General features: G+C 54.5%; 18 protein-coding genes. 10 read left to right on the forward strand and 8 right to left on the reverse strand.

Annotated features, from left to right (window positions below; translation table 11 throughout):
- The first annotated feature begins 28 nt into the window (after positions 1-28).
- A complete protein-coding gene (locus tag G516_RS21430) occupies positions 29-1,045 on the forward strand; it encodes a hypothetical protein (protein ID WP_051219029.1) in 1,017 nt (338 codons plus the stop codon).
- Entirely contained in the window at positions 1,038-1,997 is a 960-nt protein-coding gene (gene rarD / locus G516_RS0106950; protein WP_084644923.1) for an EamA family transporter RarD, read from the forward strand. Before G516_RS21430 ends, rarD begins: the two co-directional genes overlap by 8 nt.
- A 668-nt stretch (positions 1,998-2,665) precedes the next feature.
- On the opposite strand, the gene G516_RS23785 is transcribed toward rarD, so the two are convergent.
- Together G516_RS23785 and G516_RS0106960 are read right to left on the reverse strand one after the other, a co-directional pair.
- The gene (locus G516_RS23785) at positions 2,666-3,253 is read right to left on the reverse strand and encodes a TetR/AcrR family transcriptional regulator (protein WP_028293036.1); all 588 of its coding nucleotides are present in this window, start codon (positions 3,251-3,253) and stop codon (positions 2,666-2,668) included.
- 20 nt (positions 3,254-3,273) lie between these two features.
- On the reverse strand, positions 3,274-3,762 hold the full coding sequence (locus tag G516_RS0106960; protein WP_028293037.1) for an Lrp/AsnC ligand binding domain-containing protein: 489 nt from the start codon (positions 3,760-3,762) through the stop codon (positions 3,274-3,276).
- Positions 3,763-4,269: 507 nt separating this feature from the next.
- Here G516_RS0106960 and G516_RS23790 point away from each other — a divergent pair.
- The 3 genes from G516_RS23790 to G516_RS0106975 are packed head-to-tail and all read left to right on the forward strand — an operon-like array spanning position 4,270 to position 7,837.
- Positions 4,270-5,325, forward strand: coding sequence for an ATP-dependent zinc protease family protein (locus G516_RS23790; protein WP_169449507.1), 1,056 nt, complete (start codon positions 4,270-4,272; stop codon positions 5,323-5,325).
- Positions 5,322-6,851: an inactive transglutaminase family protein gene (locus tag G516_RS0106970; RefSeq protein ID WP_028293038.1), complete on the forward strand. Its 1,530-nt coding sequence runs from the start codon at positions 5,322-5,324 to the stop codon at positions 6,849-6,851. Before G516_RS23790 ends, G516_RS0106970 begins: the two co-directional genes overlap by 4 nt.
- 38 nt (positions 6,852-6,889) lie before the next feature.
- A complete protein-coding gene (locus G516_RS0106975) occupies positions 6,890-7,837 on the forward strand; it encodes an alpha-L-glutamate ligase-like protein (RefSeq protein ID WP_028293039.1) in 948 nt (315 codons plus the stop codon).
- 74 nt (positions 7,838-7,911) lie between these two features.
- Here the strand turns inward: G516_RS0106975 and G516_RS21450 are convergent, their stop codons facing one another.
- Entirely contained in the window at positions 7,912-8,742 is an 831-nt protein-coding gene (locus tag G516_RS21450; protein ID WP_051219031.1) for an HDOD domain-containing protein, read from the reverse strand.
- A 187-nt stretch (positions 8,743-8,929) separates the two neighbouring features.
- Here G516_RS21450 and G516_RS0106985 point away from each other — a divergent pair, with 187 nt between their 5' ends.
- Positions 8,930-9,817, forward strand: coding sequence for an NAD(P)-dependent oxidoreductase (locus tag G516_RS0106985; RefSeq protein WP_028293040.1), 888 nt, complete (start codon positions 8,930-8,932; stop codon positions 9,815-9,817).
- A complete protein-coding gene (locus G516_RS0106990; RefSeq protein ID WP_028293041.1) occupies positions 9,801-10,595 on the forward strand; it encodes a hydroxypyruvate isomerase family protein in 795 nt (264 codons plus the stop codon). The genes G516_RS0106985 and G516_RS0106990 overlap by 17 nt, the downstream gene beginning before the upstream one ends.
- On the opposite strand, the gene G516_RS24305 is transcribed toward G516_RS0106990, so the two are convergent.
- Both G516_RS24305 and G516_RS0107000 read right to left on the reverse strand, forming a co-directional pair.
- Complete coding sequence (locus G516_RS24305; RefSeq protein ID WP_211225076.1) at positions 10,596-11,087, reverse strand: DUF1289 domain-containing protein; 492 nt, start codon at positions 11,085-11,087, stop codon at positions 10,596-10,598.
- Positions 11,088-11,195: 108 nt separating this feature from the next.
- A complete protein-coding gene (locus G516_RS0107000; protein WP_028293042.1) occupies positions 11,196-11,405 on the reverse strand; it encodes a cold-shock protein in 210 nt (69 codons plus the stop codon).
- 326 nt (positions 11,406-11,731) lie between these two features.
- On the opposite strand from G516_RS0107000, the gene G516_RS0107005 reads away from it, so the two are divergent.
- The gene (locus G516_RS0107005) at positions 11,732-12,628 is read left to right on the forward strand and encodes a class I SAM-dependent methyltransferase (RefSeq protein WP_028293043.1); all 897 of its coding nucleotides are present in this window, start codon (positions 11,732-11,734) and stop codon (positions 12,626-12,628) included.
- Positions 12,629-12,742: 114 nt separating this feature from the next.
- Positions 12,743-13,369, forward strand: coding sequence for a flavin reductase family protein (locus G516_RS0107010; RefSeq protein WP_028293044.1), 627 nt, complete (start codon positions 12,743-12,745; stop codon positions 13,367-13,369).
- Positions 13,370-13,374: 5 nt separating this feature from the next.
- Here G516_RS0107010 and feoB read toward each other — a convergent pair whose 3' ends face one another.
- Positions 13,375-15,648, reverse strand: coding sequence for a Fe(2+) transporter permease subunit FeoB (feoB, locus tag G516_RS0107015; RefSeq protein WP_028293045.1), 2,274 nt, complete (start codon positions 15,646-15,648; stop codon positions 13,375-13,377).
- Entirely contained in the window at positions 15,645-15,881 is a 237-nt protein-coding gene (locus tag G516_RS0107020; protein ID WP_028293046.1) for a FeoA family protein, read from the reverse strand. The genes feoB and G516_RS0107020 overlap by 4 nt, the downstream gene beginning before the upstream one ends.
- A 468-nt stretch (positions 15,882-16,349) precedes the next feature.
- On the opposite strand from G516_RS0107020, the gene G516_RS0107025 reads away from it, so the two are divergent.
- Positions 16,350-16,808 (forward strand): DNA binding protein, encoded by a 459-nt coding sequence (locus tag G516_RS0107025; protein WP_036535063.1) that lies wholly within the window; start codon positions 16,350-16,352, stop codon positions 16,806-16,808.
- Between the two features lie 190 nt (positions 16,809-16,998).
- On the opposite strand, the gene G516_RS0107030 is transcribed toward G516_RS0107025, so the two are convergent.
- Positions 16,999-18,930, reverse strand: a complete 1,932-nt coding sequence (locus tag G516_RS0107030; protein WP_028293048.1) for a VacB/RNase II family 3'-5' exoribonuclease — start codon at positions 18,928-18,930, stop codon at positions 16,999-17,001.
- Positions 18,931-19,208: the final 278 nt, after the last annotated feature.

The following is a 19,208-nucleotide window of genomic DNA, read 5'->3' on the forward strand; positions in this document are numbered from 1 at the left end:
CACTGTTTCCTCGTTCGCTGGAGCTTCCGTGTCGCTTCCTTCCCGTTTTGTACGCCAGGTATTACCTGCCCTGGCGCAAGAAATCTGGTCTGTTTACTGGACCCTGTTCAAATTGATGGTGCCTGTGATTCTGGTGGTCAAGGTGCTGGAAGAGCTGGGGGCTATTCCGGTGATCAGTCAGGTATTGGCGCCGATTATGGGGCTGGTTGGCTTGCCTGAAAGCACCGGTCTGGTGTGGGCGACGACGCTGCTGACCAATATCTACGGCGGCATGATTGTGTTCTTCGAGCTGGCGTTGCAAAACCAGCTGACGGTGGCGCAAGTGACGGTGTTGGGCGGTATGTTGCTGGTGGCGCATGGCTTGCCGGTTGAGGTGCGCATTGTGCAGAAATCTGGCGTGCGCTGGTTGGTGGCATTGGCCATCCGCATGCTCGGGGCGCTGTTGTACGGCGCTATTCTGAATCTGGTGTATGCCTCGGGCGACTGGTTGCAGCAGCCTCTGACGCTGATGTGGCAGCCGGAGCTGCATGACCCCACCCTGTTGGAGTGGGGCGTTCAGCAAATCCAGAGTTTGTTGGTGATTCTGGCGGTGGTGTCGGTCTTGATCAGCCTGTTGAAATTTTTGCGCTGGATTCATGTCGAGCGGGCGATGATCTGGCTGTTGCAGCCAGTGTTGCGACTGTTGGGCATCAGTAAACAGGCCGCCAGCCTGACCATTGTTGGTATGACGTTGGGGCTTTCGTTTGGCGGTGGCCTGCTGATTCAGGAAGCCAAAACCGGACATATCCACAAGCGCGATATTTTTGCGGCGATGTTTTTGCTGTCGCTGTGTCACAGTCTGATCGAAGACACCTTGCTGATTTTGCTGTTGGGTGCGGATATTTCCGGGGTGCTGTGGTTCCGTCTGGTGTTCTCACTGTTGGCGGTGGCGCTGGTGACTCGTTTGTTGGCGCGCTGCAGTGATGCTTTCTGGCAACGTTGGTTGGTGTATCCGGAGTCATTGTCGAATCCGGTTGCAGCGCAGGAGGCCAAGGCCAATGTCTGAAGTACGTTCTTCTGCTCCTCAGAGCAATCCGGCACAAAACCCGGCCCAGAATACGGTACAGAGCAGCAATGCCGGTATCTGGTTTGCCCTGTCGGCCTATGGCTTGTGGGGACTGTTTCCGGTCTATTTCAAATGGCTGGAAGACGTACCGGCGTTTGAAGTGCTGCTGCACCGGGTAGTGTGGTCGGTCGGCTTTTTGTTGGTATTGGTGCTGGTCACCAAGCGCTGGAAGGCGTTTGTGACTGTGATCAAACAGCCGAAGATGCTGCGTTGGCTGACACTGAGTGCGGTCACCATGGCGATCAACTGGCTGGTGTTTATCTGGGCGGTGGCCAACGAGCGGATTCTGGAAACCAGTCTGGGGTATTTCCTCAACCCGTTGATCAGTATTTTCCTCGGCATGGTGTTTTTGTCTGAGCGTTTGCGGCGAGGCCAGTGGATTGCCCTGTCGCTGGCGGCGGCGGGTGTGCTGGCTCAGGTGGTGATTTATGGCAGCTTGCCGTGGGTCGCCTTGGGGGTGTCGATCAGCTTTGGCCTGTATGGCTTGTTGCGTAAGCAGATTCCGGTGGAGTCGATTCTGGGGCTGTTTGTGGAAACCCTGATTTTGCTGCCGTTTGCCTTGGGCTACATGGTTTGGCTGGAGCAACAGGGCACCCTGACGTTTGGTCATGGTGACTGGCACACCAACGGGCTGCTGCTGGTGTCCGGCGTGGTAACCAGCATTCCGCTGCTGTTGTTTGCCGCCGGTGCTCGTCGATTACCACTGATGATGATGGGTTTCCTGCAATATCTGGTGCCGACCATTTCGTTCTCGCTGGCGGTGCTGGTGTACAACGAGCCGGTCGACGATGCCAAACTGATGACGTTTATGGCGATTTGGGTCGCGCTGGTGATTTTTACGTTGGAAGGCCTGCGTAACCGAAGAAAATCGCTTTTGAAGCCGGTGGCCTGATCGTTTATTTGGCGATGGCCTGTTTGGCGTCTATTCGACTGTTGATCTTGCGGTTTGGTGGTCGAAAGGGGCGCTGTATCTGCAATCTGGTGGGTGATTCTTGCTGGTGTTTTAGGTCAATACAGGCCATTGGGGCGGGCGATAAAATGGCTCAGGGATTTTCCCCACAAAAACTATCAAATTGGTTTAAAAAACCATGAATTTGTCGTTATTTGTGCAAATCATTTGGGTGGGTTTGAGTATGATTTGTACAGATATCGCGGTACACCTTCGACGATGTTAGCCGGGTTGGAATTGCCGCTAACCGCTCATCGAACGGACTTTCGCGATTCTTGTTCTGACACTCTGTGTCCTCGTCCTTCGATCCTGCTGATCGAATCCTGCGTCGGTCCCTTCATCCCGGCGCAGGGCTCCGTGTGTAGACACGGTACCTCTAGTCTCTTAATCGAGGTTTTTTTAGCGCAGCCATTGGCTGCGCTTTTTTTTTGCCTGCGATTTATTGCCTGTGATTTATTGCCTGTGATTGAACCGTACCATTTAACCCCGGCATTGAGCCGTGCTGTCTAGAGGGGGCGTTGAGCGGTGCTGTTGAGAGGGGCTTTTTAGAGGGGCTCGGCATGGACTGAGCAGACCTGGCCCCTTGGTAATGGTGACGGCGGCGGTGAGGTTTATTCCGTAGGCACCGCGATGAGGTGCTGGATGCCCTGATAAATCATGGCGCTGACCTGTTCTGCCAGAGTGGCCGGGTCATATGGCAGCCGCTTGTTCAGTATCTCAACAATCACCCCCATGGTGGCGCTGCTGTAGAACGTGGTGATCAGGTGCAGCTGCTCCGGGGTAACCGGTTTGGTTAGCCCTTGCTCGGCACGGCGGCGGAAAAAGTCGGTGTGCTGGTTGCGCACCATTTGCAGGGCAACGTCACCTGCACGGCCGCTCAGCGCCAGGCGCAAAATCAGATCGTTGGGGTCGATGGTCAGCAGCATGTGCTCGATCAGCGAGCGCAAACGCTCGTGGCCCGGTGGTTGGGCATCGGCCAGGTAGTCGTCAAACAGGCTCTGACGTTTGTCGATCCACTGTTTCACGTGTTCATTGATGATGTCTTGCCGGCTTTCGTAGTTGGAATAGAAAGTCGGTCGGGTTACGCCAGCTCGTTCAGTGATCTGTTCGATGCTGATTTCTTCCAGCGGCTGGTTTTGCAGCAGCTCTGACAGTGCCTCACGCAGTTTGGCGCGGCTTTTCAGGCGTCGGGCGTCCATTGAGGGTCCTGAGTTAACGGTTAACGTTCTTCGATGGGGAGCAGTGCGCTCTCTTTGACTTCTTCCATCACGATGTAGCTTTTCGAGTTTTTCACCCCTGGCAAGGTAAGCAGCAGCTCGCCCAGCAAGGCTCGGTATTCTGACATGTCGTTGATACGTGCTTTCAGCAGGTAGTCAGCGTCGCCGGATACCAGATGGCATTCGAGTACATAGGGCAGTGTAGTGACGGCCTGGTTAAAACGCTGGAAAGCATCGGGAGATTGGTAAGACAACGAAATCTCGACGAATACCAGCATGCTGTACTCCAGCATTTGTGGATTCAGGCGGGCGTAGTAGCCTTCAATGTACCCTTCTTTCTCGAGTCGCTTGACCCGTTCAATACAGGGGGTGGAGCTAAGGCCAATCCGGTCTGCAAGGTCTACATAGCTGACCCGACCATCCCGTTGCAGTTCATTCAGGATGCGTTTGTCGAGCCTGTCCAATGGACGCTTTTTTCCAGAAGTCTTCATCTTGATAATCCAGAAGTTATTCTATTTTTGGTGGAATATACCGGTTGTACAGATTTTTGCAGAAAATCCAGCCAATTAAGATGCTACTTGCGTGCAAATTCTTAATTTTTTGGACATTTTCGAGGAATTGGCGCTTTGTCGGCCAGTTTTCCGGGGTTTTTCAGGATTATTGATCTCCCGTGGCTCGTTTTGTCATGTATTAATGGCAAAATAGTTGAATTTTCACTGATTTGACGATGGCTGTTGGATATGTCCGTGGTCGCTGCCGGGTGCTTTGCGTTGGCAGGGAAAACCGGCGTTTACAAAAACCGCCATTTGCAAACAGTTTGTTGCCCGGGCTGAGCTAATAACGCGAGAACTTGCGAACCCAGTCCGGTTTCCTAGATAGCTTTATGATGGAGTTGCAGGTTTATGCGGGGCAGGCTGCTGTTGGCTGTATTGGCAGGTATGACGTTATTGGTTCAGGGCTGTACAACCTGGCCAGGCAAGGCACACCGGGACGTGACGATGGACAAGATCGAAACCGTGGTGGCTCGTCACAGCCCGCGCATTGAATTGCACTGCCCGGATATTGATACCGTCAGCGAGCAGCTGGAAGAGCAGCGCCAGATGCTGGAGCACATGAATCGCGCCATGGTGCGGCTGGAAGACCAGCATCAGCAGGAACTTGCGGCGGAGTGCGGCGTGCCTCAGCAGCAACCCCAGAACGTCTGGAACGACAAGGTGATTGTTGGCGAAACCGAATGGATTTACCTGGCACCTCCGGGCCATTTGTACCGCGCCCGGGTCGACAGTGGTGCCACCACGTCGTCGCTCAGCGCCCAGGACGTTACCCGTTTTGAACGCAATGGCGACAAGTGGGTTCGATTCAAACTGCAGCACGACGATGAAGAAGTGCCGATTGAGGTCGAACGACCGATTGTACGTAACGTGCTGATTCGTCAAGCCAGTAGCGAAGATGTGGAACGCCGCCCGGTGATTGAGCTGAATATCCACATGGGCAACGAACTGCAACAGGTGACCGAATTTACCCTCGCCGACCGTTCTCATATGGAATTCCCGATCCTGCTGGGCCGTTCATTCTTGCAAGACGTCACCCTGATCGACGTTGGCAAACAATACCTGCACGACAAGTATCAGCCTCAAACCAGTATGGTGGATGACGAGTCATCAGCCAAAGAACAGGCCGCGAAAGAGAAAGCTGCCAAAGAGAAAGCCGCGAAAGAGAAAGCCGCGAAAGAGAAAGCCGCGAAAGAGAAAGCCGCGAAAGAGAAAGCCGCGAAAGAGCAAGCTGCCAAAGAGAAAGCTTTGAAAGAGCAAGCTGCGAAAGAGAAAGCCGCAAAAGAACAAGCTGCAAAAGAGCAAGCTGCAAAAGAACAAGCTGCAAAAGAGCAAGCTGCAAAAGAACAAGCGGCCGAACAGGCAAGCGAGCAAGCCGAAAACGTTCCATCGGAGCCCACGACAGCAGAGCCCGAAACATCCCAGCCGGTGAAACCCGCTGACACTAAAGAATCCACTCCTGCGGATAGCAGCGCACAGCCGAATACGAGTACCGATAAATGATCAAACGGAATTTGCCCTACGCACTGCTGGTAGGGCTGTTGTTGTTGGCCGGGATTGCTCAAATCCTCCATCGCCACTGGGTTTACGACGTGCCACTGCTGCCTGGCGATGCCCAAACCATTTGGTCGGTGGAAGCCAAGGTCGAGTTTGATGCCAACGGTGAACCGGTCAAGGTACGACTGGCCACGCCAGACAGTCAGCCGGGCTTTATGGTACTGCGCGACAGCGGTGCATCGCCGGGTTATGGCCTGAGCTTTGTACCGGATGATCATCCGGGTGCCGAGTGGACCAAACGCTCCGCCGAAGGCAAGCAGTCGCTGTTTTACCGGGTCGATGTGCTGGAATCCGATGCCCACGACCTGATGGACGAATCGGCTCCGCCAATCATCACCTCCAGTTGGCCAGAACCCTATGCCAGTGCGGTTACCCAGGTGGTGCAACAAGCTTATTCCACTTCCGCCGATCATTTCAGCCTGACCCGTGAACTGCTCAAGGCCTTTAATTCCGACCCTCGTGATCAACACGTGCAACTGCTGGTGAGCCAGTATCGCCAGCGTTTGCCACAGTTGATTGTCGATATGCTCAACATGGCGGGTGTGCCATCGCGGGTGGTGTACGGACTGCGCTTGCAGGATGGCCGTCGTCAGCAAACCCTGCTGCCGTATATTCGGGTATGGCAGGGCGATAACAGCCAGGTGTTTGATGTGCCATTGCAGGAGCGCAACCCAACGCTGTTCGACCCAACGGCCCCGCTGTTGCTGTGGGAGCAACGCGGCGAGCCGGTGATTGAGGTGATGGGTGGCGAGAACTCGCAAGTGCGATTCTCCATGATCAAGCGTGAGGAGTCGGCCTTTGGCAATGTCGCCAACCGCTTGTCGGATGAGCATGACCTGCTGAATTTCTCGATCCACAGCTTGCCGATTGAAGAGCAGGCGATGTTCAAAACCATTCTGCTGATTCCGATCGGCGCGCTGATTGTGTGCCTGCTGCGGGTGCTGATTGGCCTGAAAACCTCGGGCACCTTTATGCCGGTGCTGATTGCTCTGGCGTTTATCCAGACCTCGCTGGTGACAGGTTTGGTGGGCTTCCTGATTATTGTCGCCACCGGGTTGGTGATTCGGGGCTATTTGTCGCACCTGAACTTGCTATTGGTGTCGCGAATATCGGCCACCATTATCACGGTGATCGCCATCATCGGGGTGTTCAGTGTGGCGTCGTACAAATTTGGCCTGACCGAAGGCCTGAAGATTACCTTCTTCCCGATGATCATTCTGTCGTGGACCATCGAACGCATGTCCATCCTGTGGGAAGAAGAGGGCTGGCGTGAGGTGATGACCCAGGGGGGCGGTTCGCTGCTGACGGCGGTCATTGCCTTCTGGGCCATGAGCAACCCGCTGGTACGCCACCTGACGTTCAATTTCATTGGCGTACAGCTGGTGATCATGGCGGTGGTGTTAATGCTGGGTACCTACACTGGCTATCGCTTGCTGGAGCTGAAACGCTTTGTGAAACTGGGTAAACACTGATGCCGTCGTTGTCTGAATCGCTCGCTGGCATCGGCGAAATGTTCGGTGCCTACCGCTCCATGAGTCGGCAAGGGGTGCTGGGTATGAATGCCCGCAATCGCCTCTATATCGGCCGTTATAATCAGCGCCGCTTGTTTCCTCTGGTTGATAACAAGCTGAAGACCAAACAGCTGGCCCAGCAATACGAAATTGCGGTGCCGGAATTGATCGGCGTGATCGACTCCCAGCATCAGGTATCGATGCTCAGCAAGCACCTGCTAGGACTCGAGTCCTTTGTGATCAAGCCGGCCAAGGGCTCAGGTGGTAAGGGCATTCTGGTGATTCAGGGACATGACGGCGATGGCTGGATCAAGGCCAGTGGCGACCGTGTAACCTTGCAGGATGTTCAGCGTCATGTGTCGAATATTCTGGCCGGGCTCTACAGTCTGGGCGGTGCCCAGGACGTTGCCATTATTGAACACTGCATCCGCTTTGATGACTCGCTGGCCAACTATTCCTTCGAGGGGGTGCCGGATATCCGGGTGATTGTGTGCCGGGGATTTCCGGTAATGGCGATGACCCGACTGGCGACTCGGGAGTCAGACGGTAAGGCCAACCTGCATCAGGGCGCGGTTGGGGTTGGGCTGTCGTTGAAAACCGGGCGGGCAATCAATGGCGTGATGCACGGTAAATTGGTGCAGGCTCACCCGGATACGCTTGAACGCCTGTCCGAACTGGTGATTCCGCAATGGGATGAACTGCTCAACCTGGCGGCGGGCTGTTACGAAATGACGGGGTTGGGGTATATCGGCACCGATGTGGTCATCGACCGCGACAAAGGCCCCATGTTGCTGGAACTGAACGCTCGTCCGGGACTGGCCATTCAAATGGCCAATGGCAAAGGGCTGTTACCGGGTTTGCGTAAAATCGATGCATTAACCGACGCCGAATTGAGGCGTCCGGCTGCGCAGCGGGTCGCACTCAGTCAGCAGTGGTTTGCTGACTAAGTGTGGATATAAATTGAGTGATAACGCCGGCAGCCTCGCCATGTGCTGCCGGATAAGACGCTCGATGTGACGTATCAGTCGCCCAGAATTTCTTCAAAGCCGGACTCCAGGTCCCGGCATTCTTCCAGTGCATTGCGAATTTCACGCAGATCCAGACCAATCTGACGGGCCGTGCGAACCGGGAATTTCTTCACCAGTTCTTCTTCGCTCATATCGGCTTCATGGGCACAGTGGAGGAATTTGGCAATGTGCAGCAAACCGCCCAGATTCGAGAATGGCTGTTCCAGCTCCGGGTTGCATTGGTCGTGAATGGCTTGTTGGATTTCGCTGGGGAATTTCCAGCGCTTGGCCAGTTCAGCACCAACTTCGGCCGAAGTGAAACCCAGTTGAGCCTGTTCGGCGGTGTGGCGTTGGCTGCCCAGTCGAACGGCGTCTTCAATGCGGCTGGCTTCTTCCGGCATCACCACATGAATCAGCATTGAGCCGATGGAATGTAACATTCCGCAGGTAAAAGCCGTCTCCTTGTCGCAGTCGGGCATGTACTTGGCCAACCATTTGGCCAGCGACGCGACGGAAAAGGAATCCCTCCAAAACGCCTTTGGATCAACACCGGCAGGCATTTTTATTGCCGATGTGACGCCAGAAGCGAGTACCATGGTGCGCAAGGTGCTAAGGCCGAGCAGTACAATCGCGTCTTGTGGAGAAGAAACCTGTCGTGATAAACCGTAATGAGCCGAGTTGGCCAACCGCAGTACTTTGGCGGTCAGCGCCTGATCCATTGCCACTTTGCGGCTGATTTCATCGGCGTTGGCGTTTTCGTCACGGAATGACTCAATCAGTTCCTGTACAACTTTCGGAATATGAGGCAGCTGTCGGGACTCAGCGAAAATAGTAGCCATGCTCATAACTGTTACTTCCTATCGGCGAGGGGGTTTTGGGAGCATCTGTTTAAGCCCGCGACCAGCGGCGCGGGCTTAAACAGATGCTTCACTAAGCATAGGTCAGCTATCCGCAAACGTCGGACAAACTTGGTTTAAAGTCAGTAACTCTTTGATATTATTGACACTTAATTCAGAACGGAGTGTTTTACACGTGAACATTGGCTTTATCGGCATGGGATTAATGGGGGTCCCGATGACCCAGCGTCTGCTGGCTGCCGGCCATTGTGTTCGTGTGTGGAATCGATCGGCCAACAAACTGGCTGCGGTGGTCGCCAACGGCGCGATTGCCTCAGACTCCATTGCCGAGCTGGTCAGCAACAGCGACGTGGTGATGCTGTGCGTGACCGACACCGTGGCGGTAGAGGCGGTGGTTTTTGCCGAACACGGGGTGGCCGCGTCGATGACCGACCGACACACTCTGGTCGACTTCTCCAGTATTGATCCCCAGGCCACCCGCGTAATGGCCGCACGCCTTAAACAGCAAACCGGTGCTGACTGGGTTGATGCGCCGGTATCTGGCGGTGTCGCCGGTGCTGAGCAAGGCACATTGGCGATCATGGTCGGCGCAGATGCCGAGGCGCTTGAGCGTGTTGCGCCTTTATTGGCGGTACTGGGCCAGCGTCATACCCATATGGGGCCGGTGGGTTCAGGGCAAGTGACCAAGGTCTGCAATCAGATGCTGGTCAGTTGCAATGTGCTGGTGATGGCGGAAGTCATGGCGTTGGCTGAAAAGTCCGGTGTGCGTGCAGATATGATTCCGACGGCTCTGCAAGGTGGCTTTGCCGACAGCATTCCGTTGCAGCTTACTGGCCCGAAAATGGCCAATCGCGAATTTGACGAGATCAAATGGCACGTGAAAACCCTGCTGAAGGACCTGGATCTGGCGCGCACATTGGCGCATGCCTCTCACAGTGCGACGCCGATGGCGGGGTTGGGTGCGGAGCTGATGCGACAACATGCCAGCCGGGGTTTTGCCGATCAGGACCCGGCCACGCTGGTGCAGCTGTACGCGGAGGCCAAGCATGAAGGCGAGCGCTAATCTGTCGCTGTTATACAGCGAATTGCCCTTTCTGAAACGCTTTACCGCAGCCCGTCGCGACGGCTTTCGGGCGGTTGAAATTCAATTCCCGTATCAATACCCCATTGCCGATATCAAGCGCCAGTTGATGGACAACGACCTCAAACTGGTGCTGATTAACCTGCCGGCCGGTGACCTGATGGAAGGCGGCGAAGGCATTGCCAGTGTGCCGGGCAAGGCAGCGGAATACGCTGCGGCTGTGGTGGAGTGCCTGTCATACGCCCGTGCCTTGAAGGTTCCTACGGTGAACGTATTGCCGGGCCGTTGTCAGCAACCGGAGCGTCGCGAGGAATACCTGCAAACCTTTCTTCGCAACCTGAAAATTACCGCCGACAGTTTTGCCCCGTTCGGGATTACTACCACGTTTGAGGCCATCAACCGGTTTGATATGCCGGATTTCATGATCTGCACCGGACGTGAAATGCTGGCCATTATGGCGCAGCTGCAACACCCGAATATCAAAGCCCAGTTCGATGTCTACCATATGGCGCGCATGGGGGTGGATGTCACCGGGTTTCTGAAACGTCATGCGACGCGGATTGGCCATATCCAGTTTGCCGATATGCCCGGGCGGCATGAGCCGGGCACTGGACGGATTGATTTCGAACAGGTGTTCAAAACCATTCAACACAGTGATTATCAGGGCTGGGTTGGCGCTGAATATCATCCTTCGATGGCGACGCCACGTACGTTGGAGTGGCTCCGTTATTTTCAGTCAGAATCGCAGGCGGCTGTTTAATCAGAACAGTCCCATCTGGCCTTGATCGTTGACGACGACAGGGCTGTCTTGAGGCTCAGCAGGTCTGGTTTTCTGGGGCTTTGATATTTGCTCTGTGTTGTTCTGAGCGGTGTTTTCCCGAGTCTTGTTTTCTTGAGCTGCTTTTTCTGGCGTTGCTTTTTCTGGCTCTGGGCCGACCGTGTTGTGGGCGTCTGGGTTTTCGGTATCGGCATCGACGACAGGGGCATCAGCGGCAAACAGTTCGGCTTGCGGTGACACTTCGTATTCCGCTTCCGGTTCCTCAATCAGGGCAGCTACCCGGCCAGCAAGAATCTTCTGGCGGCGCTTGTCGCACAAATTGATGATCAACTGCTTCTGAAACGGCGAAAACTCATACCAATGCTGGCGTTCCTTGCGATTGCGTAAACAGCCTTTGCAGTACCCTTTGTTGTTAACGGTACAAATGCCGATGCAAGGATTGGGGATATCAAACAGTTCGCCTTGATCTATCATGCCTGAAGCCCGAAAGATGGATGCGTGACTGGAAAGAAGAGGTGCAGCAGGGCTGCGAAGGGAAAAGAATCAGAGAGTGGGAACCCACCCCCTGATTGCTGAAACTGATTACAGCGGAGTAACGTTTTCAGCTTGAGGACCTTTCTGGCCCTGGCTCACTTCCATGGTCACTTTCTGACCTTCTTGCAGGGAGCGACGGCCATTGCCGTTGATGGCGCTGTAGTGTACGAAAACGTCTTTACCGGATTCCTGCTCAATGAAGCCGAAACCTTTTTCATCGTTGAACCACTTTACAGTGCCCTGAACTTGATCTGCCATTGGTATTTCCTTGGGTAGTGCTGGCCGAAGCCGATTAATGCGTTAGTGGCACTGTGGTACTGGCTTGAACCGGTAAGCAATGCCGTTATCGACCAGTTCCTGCTTACTCTGTGAGTGGTACGGTACTCGCCAATAGCGCTTACATGAAGCGCTTAGGCATAGTAGCCTACCCGCGTGGTCGTACCAAGGCTTCTTGAGCAATAGTTGCCCGCTTTGTTCAATTTGTGCGTTATGGCGCTGTATTTTGTTTTTCTCAGGCACATACACGCTAATTTTCATGGTACGCCGGAATTTTTCTTGTCTCAGCCGTATTGGCTGGTGAGTATATGTGCAGCAAATCTGATATCCCCTACGTATTACCTGTCTCAAATCAAGCCGCGCGACTGTTCCACGGCCGTGGCCATGCCTGGCCGGGACTGCATCACATCAACATCGACTGGTACGCGCCGGTGGTGTTTATCACCCTCTACGAAGCCGAAGATGCCGAGCGTTTACAGGCGTTAGCCAATGAGCTGTTCGCTGCCATTGATGAGTGCGACACCGTGATCGCCCAGTATCGCCACGAATCCATGGCACCAATGGAAGCACTGGTGGGACAATTACCGGACGCCCTTACGGTGGAAGAACATGGCCTGAAATACGGCCTGAACTTTGGCAAATTCCAGAATATTGGCTTGTTTCCCGACATGGCCAATGGCCGCTTGTGGGTGAAACAACAGGCGCAGGGCAAACGGGTATTGAACCTGTTTTCCTACACCTGTGGGTTCTCGGTTGCGGCACTGGCCGGTGGTGCCGACAAGGTGGTCAATTTCGATATGAGCAAGCGGGCACTGTCGATTGGCCGCGACAATCATCGTCTGAACGACCATGACCTGAGTCGGGTGGTGTTTGAAGGTGTGGATATTTTCCGTTCGTTCGGACGCCTTAAAAAGCACGGCCCGTACGATTTGGTGATTTCCGATCCGCCAACCTTCCAGAAGGGCAGTGTCGATATTCGCAAGGACTACCCGAGGCTGGTACGTCGACTGCGTGACTATCTGGCACCGCAGGCAGAGCTGCTGTTGTGCCTGAACGCCCCCGAACTGGGCGCCGACTTCCTGTTGGATGTGGTTGCGCAAGAGTGCCCGGACTGGCAGTTCATTGAGCGCATTGCCAACCCGGACGCCTTCGTAGAAGCCACAGAAACCAGTGGCCTGAAGGTGCTCAGGTTTCGTGCTCCCTGATGGCAGAAGCATCGCTGCTGCAGCCGGATATGAAGCTGTTGCGGTGACGGCCTTGCGGGTTGGCGGTAGCATGACCGTGATTCAGAGGTTTCTTTTCAGCTCAGGGAGTTCTTTATGCTTTACGATTTTTCAGACACATCCGCCGGACAACGCTACTTTCTGATGACGCAGTCGATCATGCCTCGGCCTATTGCCTGGATTCTGACTGAAAACCCGGATGGCTCTCACAACCTGGCGCCGTTTTCCTTCTTTACGCCGGTTTGCTCCAATCCGCCGACGCTGGTGGTGTCAGTAGGTAACAAGGAAGCGGGTATTCCGAAGGATACCTGGGCCAATATTCAGCGCACGGGTCATGCGGTTGTTCATGTGCCATCGCTGCGTCATATCGATTCGGTGAACTGTTCAGCCGCAACGCTGGATGCCGGTGTCAGTGAGGTTGTAGAGGCAGGCCTGACCACGGTGCCTTTACAGACGGTCGCCGGGGACGAATACCCGCTGCCACGCATTGATGGGGTGGATGTTGCCTACGGCTGCCGCTATCAACAGCATGTGGATTTAGGTGAAGCACCGCAGCACATTGTGTTTCTGGAAGTCGAACACCTGTACGTTGCCGATGAGGTGTTGGTTGAGGTGAAAGACCGCAAACAGATTGGCGCGGATGAGCTGAACCCGCTGTCGCGCCTGGGCGGCGCGGACTATGCCGTCATCGGTGACAAGCACAGCCGCGCCAGACCTGACTAGGTTCCCTAGCCGACGCTGGTCAGCGGAATCAGTGCAGCATCGCGTTTTTGGGCATGGCGGCGTATTTGCCATAAACAGCCGCCAATAAAGAAGCCACAGGCGAGTACCCAGATCACCGAGCTGACCGGGTGCACGCCGAGGCTGCCAATCTGATACACAATCACCGCGGTGGTGTAAGCCAAGCCGGTACTCCAGCCCGCCACAAATAACATCCAGCGCATACCGGCTTCTCGTACCATGGCTCCCAGGGTTGCCACACACGGCGTGTACAGCAGCACAAAGACCAGATAAGAGAACGCTGCCAGTTGGCTACCGAACAACTGCTCCATGGCCGTAAAGGTGCCGTTGTGAACGCCTTGCTCAACGGTCTGGTCAGCACCAACAAGGCCAAGGCCCAGCGGGTCGAGCAGGTTGTTGGAAACGTCGATCAGGTTGGCCGGAATGGTTAGTACAGCCTCTTGCAGTGAGCCCCACAAATCGTACTCACCGCCTGCTTCTGCATCTTCCGGGTTATAAAGCGCATCCAGCGTACCGACCACGGCCTCCTTGGCGAAGATACCGGTAATGATGCCCACAGTGGCAGGCCAGTTGTCTTCTTCTACGCCCAGTGGCGCCAGTACCGGGGTGGCGACACGAGCGATTTCAGACAGTACCGACTTCTCGTTGTTTTCGTTGCCAAAGCTGCCGTCGGTACCGATGGAGTTCAGGAACGACAGAATGGTCACCACCATGATGATGGTCTTACCGGCGCGGCGGATAAACGAGCGCAGGCGCTCCCAGGTTTTCAGCAGTACGCCTCGTACGGTCGGAATGTGGTAAGCCGGCAGCTCCATCACAAACGGCGTCAGTTCCGGTTTGAACAGGGTGTGCTTCAACGCCAGACCGGTGAGCAGCGCCATGGCGATGCCCAGAACATAGAGGCTGAATACCATGGTGGCACCGCTGTCCGAGAAGAAGGCGGCGGCAAACAGGGCGAATACCGACAGCCGGGCACCACAGGACATAAAAGGCGCCATGGCAATGGTCAGCAGACGATCCTTGTGGGTGTCCATGGTGCGGGCGGCCATCACCGACGGGACGTTGCAGCCGAAGCCGACGATCAAGGGCACAAAGGATTTACCGGGTAAGCCAACCGCGCGCATCAGCCGGTCCATCACAAACGCAGCGCGGGCCATATAACCGGAATCTTCGATAATGGATAAGAACAGATACAGACCACCAATAATCGGAATAAAGGTGGCGACCAGCTGAATACCACCGCCAAAACCATCGGCCAACAAGATCACCAGCCAGGCGGGCAGGGATATGGCTTCCAGCAGGTAACGGAAACCATCAACAAATATCGCCGCAGAGGCGATGTCGAAGAAATCAATAAAGGCGCCGCCAATGTTGATGGCGAAGGTGAACATCAGGTACATCACGGCAAAAAAGAACGGGATACCGATGTATCGATTGATCACAATACTATCAATCTTCTCGGTAATGGTTTTCTTGTGTTCTGTGCGATGACTGATTTGACGGGTAATACCTTGCAGGGTCTGGTAACGGGAGTTGGCCAAAATAACGTCTATCGGCTGTTCGTATTCCGCTTCCAGTGTTAATCGCCATTGCTCACCAGCCTGATGCAAATCGGCATTACCGTATTCCTGACTTTCCAATGCACTGACGGCGTGCCAGCGTGGAGAATCATCATTTGGTATTAATGCGGATAATTCATTCAGGGCTTGTTGTAGTAATCCGCTGGCCTGCCAAACAGGCGTCGGCGCAGTGGCATGTTGCAACGTGTTGCCGATAACCTGGCGTAATTCATCAATACCTTCGCCTTGCGCTGCAACAATAGGAACAACCGGTACGCCCAGCAACTTCGACATTTTGGTGGTATCGATATGCAGGCCTTCCCGCTCGGCGACATCCAGCATATTGACGGCGATAATCATGGGTACACCCATATCCAGCAACTGACTGCTGAGATACAGATTGCGCTCCAGATTACTGCCATCAACAATATTGATCACCAGATCCGATTCTTGCGACAACACAAACTCGCGGGCGATACGTTCATCCAGCGACAATTCGTGGTCATTGCTGTCGAGGGCATAGGTACCCGGCAAATCCACCAATATATGACGCTGCTGCTGAATGGATATGGCGCCTTCCTTCTTTTCCACGGTGACGCCTGGCCAGTTACCGACTTTCTGGCGGGCGCCGGTCAGCTGGTTAAAGAGGGTGGTCTTGCCGCAGTTGGGGTTGCCGATCAGGCCAATGGTTGCAGGCTTCATGCAATGCCCTCCACTAGCAGAATGGCGGCTTCTGTTTTACGCAGGCTGACAGAGCGACCTTTTAATACCAGTTGAATAGGGTCGCCCAGCGGGGCCACTCGTTTTATTTCGACTTCCGTTCCGGGAACAATACCCAGAGCCAGTAATTTGCGGCGGAATTGCGCGTCCGTATGGGTAAACCCGGTTACCGTTACGGATGAGCCTATCGCGGCTTGATCCAGAGTCTTGGTCATGAGGGGGCGCCTGTGTAGACGGGAGGGGTAATTTTGGCGATGGTAATGTGTATCATTTTGACGAACAAGGAGACCTGTCAGGATTTGGGTCTTTGCAACAATGCGTTGCTGAAAGGTTAATCTCACGGCGGTTTTTTCTGACGTGCAAGTCAGGAAACATCTGGGATTGAAAAGGCCTTGATTACAAACCACTGATTTCATGGCTGTTTTTTTCGGTGGCCCGGGATGTCTGAATCGACCACTTTGTGAACTCTTATATGCGGTTTGGGTAATTGTGTTTATTTTATGGATATCGCCTTGACGCCAACGAATCATTGTATAAATTTATATTATCAGTTTATTATATGCGGAAATTTCAGGTAGGCTTCTCCTGAAAGCATGATTTGATAATAATACCTGTTGCATCTGGCCCATGGATTGGTCTGCACAGGAAACTATGGCTTAAAACTGAAAGTTGTAGAGGTGAATATGAGCATCCTGGATACCGATATTGAAAAGCAAATTCAGCAGCACCAGCAGAAGATTATGGAGCTGGAGCAGCTGAAAAAAGATCACGAGAAAAAACTCGAAGGCCTGAAGCAGTTCGACGCTGAAATCAAACGCCTGTGTGAAGAGCGTTCTCTGACTGAAGACGAGCTGTATGTATCCCGCTCCGAGCAAATCGAGAAGTGGATTACCGATATGGCCAAGCAGGAAGCTCCTTCTGCTATTTATAACAGCCTGCGCAAGCATTTCGAAAAAGCAGCTAACCGTGCAGCCAAAGGCGGCAAGAAAGCGGTTGCGGCTAACAAGCCAAAACTGGAAGTGGGTGAATACACCAACCCAAATACCGGTGAAACGGTTGAGAAGATCAAGCGTAACCCACGTCAATTGGATCAGTGGATTGCAGAACACGGTATTGAAACCGTAAAAGGCTGGAAATCCTGATCGTCGGAATATCCGAATCTCTGTTCACTCGCCTGATCAGCAAAAAAGCCCGCACTGTTTAACAGAGCGGGCTTTTTTTGTGGTTTGCGTTTGGGCGCTATCTTGCGGTGGACGCAGAATATCAGACGAACATTACCATAGGGCTATACAGGGCTTTTACAAAGCCTGTGTAGCCCATGGCAATTTATACTTACTTAACTAACGCCAGTTTCAATTCGCGGTTTTGCGGATTCAGGCTTTCCACTTTCACCCGAACCATCTGGCCGATATCAAAACGCTCTTCGCCTTTAACGTGGCTGAGGGTTTTGCTCTGGAAGCTCCAGTCCTTGGCTTTGCGGCGATCAATCTGACCATCAATACCAAAGTCTTCCAGCCGCACGGTAATGCTGCTCTGATTGGCGTAGTGGATGGTGGCGTCGAATTCCGCTTCCGCTGGCAGGGTTTGCAACCATTGCAGCTTGAGCCATTGCTCAGACTGATTGGCGGCGACGCGGGCACGGGTCTGCTTGTCCTGAATATCAGTGAGGACTTCCTGCGCTGGCGCGTCAGCGGCTTGTTCCTGCAGCAGGGTGGCAATCAGGCGGTGCACCAGCAGGTCGTTGTACTTGCGCAGTGGCGACGTCATGGTGGTGTATCGCTGGAAGCCCAGACCCATGTGCGGGGTACGCTCAGTGGTCAGGGTGCTGCGGTCAAGCTGGCGGCTGATGATGTCACGCAGCGCCAGTGGGCCTTCGTGAGCGTTGGCTTGTTGCATATAGCCAACATAATCTTCCAGCGTCTTGAACTTTGGCTTGCTCTCCAGCGCCAGTGATTCTTTCAGCATGCTGGCAACGTCGCCGATGCGTTCGGTGCGAATGCCGTTGTGCTGTACAAAGATGCCTGTCTCACGGGCGTCCAGCCACTCGGCGCAGAGGCGGTTGCAGACCAGCATGCACTCTTCCACCAGCTTTTGGGCATCGTTGCGATCCTGACGCAGGATCTCCTGCACCTTGCCGTGTTCGTCCATCACCAGACGGTAGTCCGGACGGTCGTCCATGGTCAGTGCCGTTTGATGACGGTGGCTGGCCAGGGCCTTGAAGCAGTCGCCCAGCGCTTGCAGGGAGTCGGTGACATTGGCAGGGATCTGGCCGTTGCTGTTGTCGGCCAGGAACTCCGCGACCTGAACGTAGCTCAGCTTGGCTTTGTTGGTGATCACGGCCTGACGCAATTGCAGCAGCTCGCTGGCACCGTCGTTGGAAACCTGAATATCCGCTACCAACGCCATGCGTGGCTGATCCTGTTGCAGCGAGCACAGCTGTTCAGACAGCACGGCTGGCAGCATTGGCAACACCTGACCCGGGAAGTAGGCAGAAGTCGCACGAGCTTGAGCGGCCAGGTCGAGTTCCGAACCCGGTGCAATCACAGCAGCCGGATCGGCGATGGCCACTTGCAGCAGCCAGCCGCTGTCGTTGGCGGTTGCACTCAGGGCGTCATCCAGATCACGGGTCGAAGCGGAATCGATGGTTACGAAGGCAACGTCATTGAGGTCGGCGCGGCCAGCCTGGGCAGCTTCCAGCCCCTGTTCAACCAGAGCGTTGGCAGCGTTCAATTCGGCTTCGCTGAACTCACCCTGCAGTTCCCACTTGGCTTGCATAAAACGATTTTCGATGCCGCTTTCGTCGGCCTTGCCAATCAGTTCGGTAACCTGAGCCTGGGCCTTGCCGCTTGGGTACGGGTGTTGGCTCAGTTTGCCGGACACCAGCATGCCGTCTTCGGCCTTATTGCGCAGCTTGGGCGGCACAAAGATCCAGCGATTCAGAGCCGGGTGGTCTGGCTGAATAAAATGGCCTTTGCCTTTGACGATGTACTGGCCACAGAAACGGTCAAGCTCGGTGGAAATCAGCTTTTCGATCAGCGCCTGGGATTTCTTTTCATCCACTTGCTCAACGCGGAACGCGACGCGGTCGCCGGGCAGCACTTTTTCCATCTCTTCAGGAGACAGGTAGTACTGTTGGTTATCGTCTGTCACTACAAAACCAAAGCGTCCGGCCGTCGAGCGAACCTTGCCTTCGAATCGAGGAATGCTGTTATGAATTTCTTGCTTGAGGTTTTTCAGTTGTGACAGTGCGCTTTGATCTAGCATTCCACCGGTCCTGGCCGTTCTAAAAAGGCCGTAGAGTGTAAAGTAGCGGCCCGCTTCAGGCTAGTGCGCGAATTCAAACGACTGTCTTAAATTCTTAACAGTGATTCCACACTATGGCCCCTCCAATAAAGGGGCATGGTCCAGGAGCATTGTCGCGCCGCCGGTTCCCTTGGGACCCTCTGAATAACTCTGCACAGCTCTGCGCGAGTCCTGCAGGGTGTCAGAACAAGGCGGCGAATGCAGCGTAATGGCTGGCCCTTTCCAAATTCGCCAACGCT

Source organism: Oceanobacter kriegii DSM 6294 (genome assembly GCF_000422845.1).
Classification (GTDB): Bacteria; Pseudomonadota; Gammaproteobacteria; order Pseudomonadales; family Oceanobacteraceae; genus Oceanobacter; species Oceanobacter kriegii.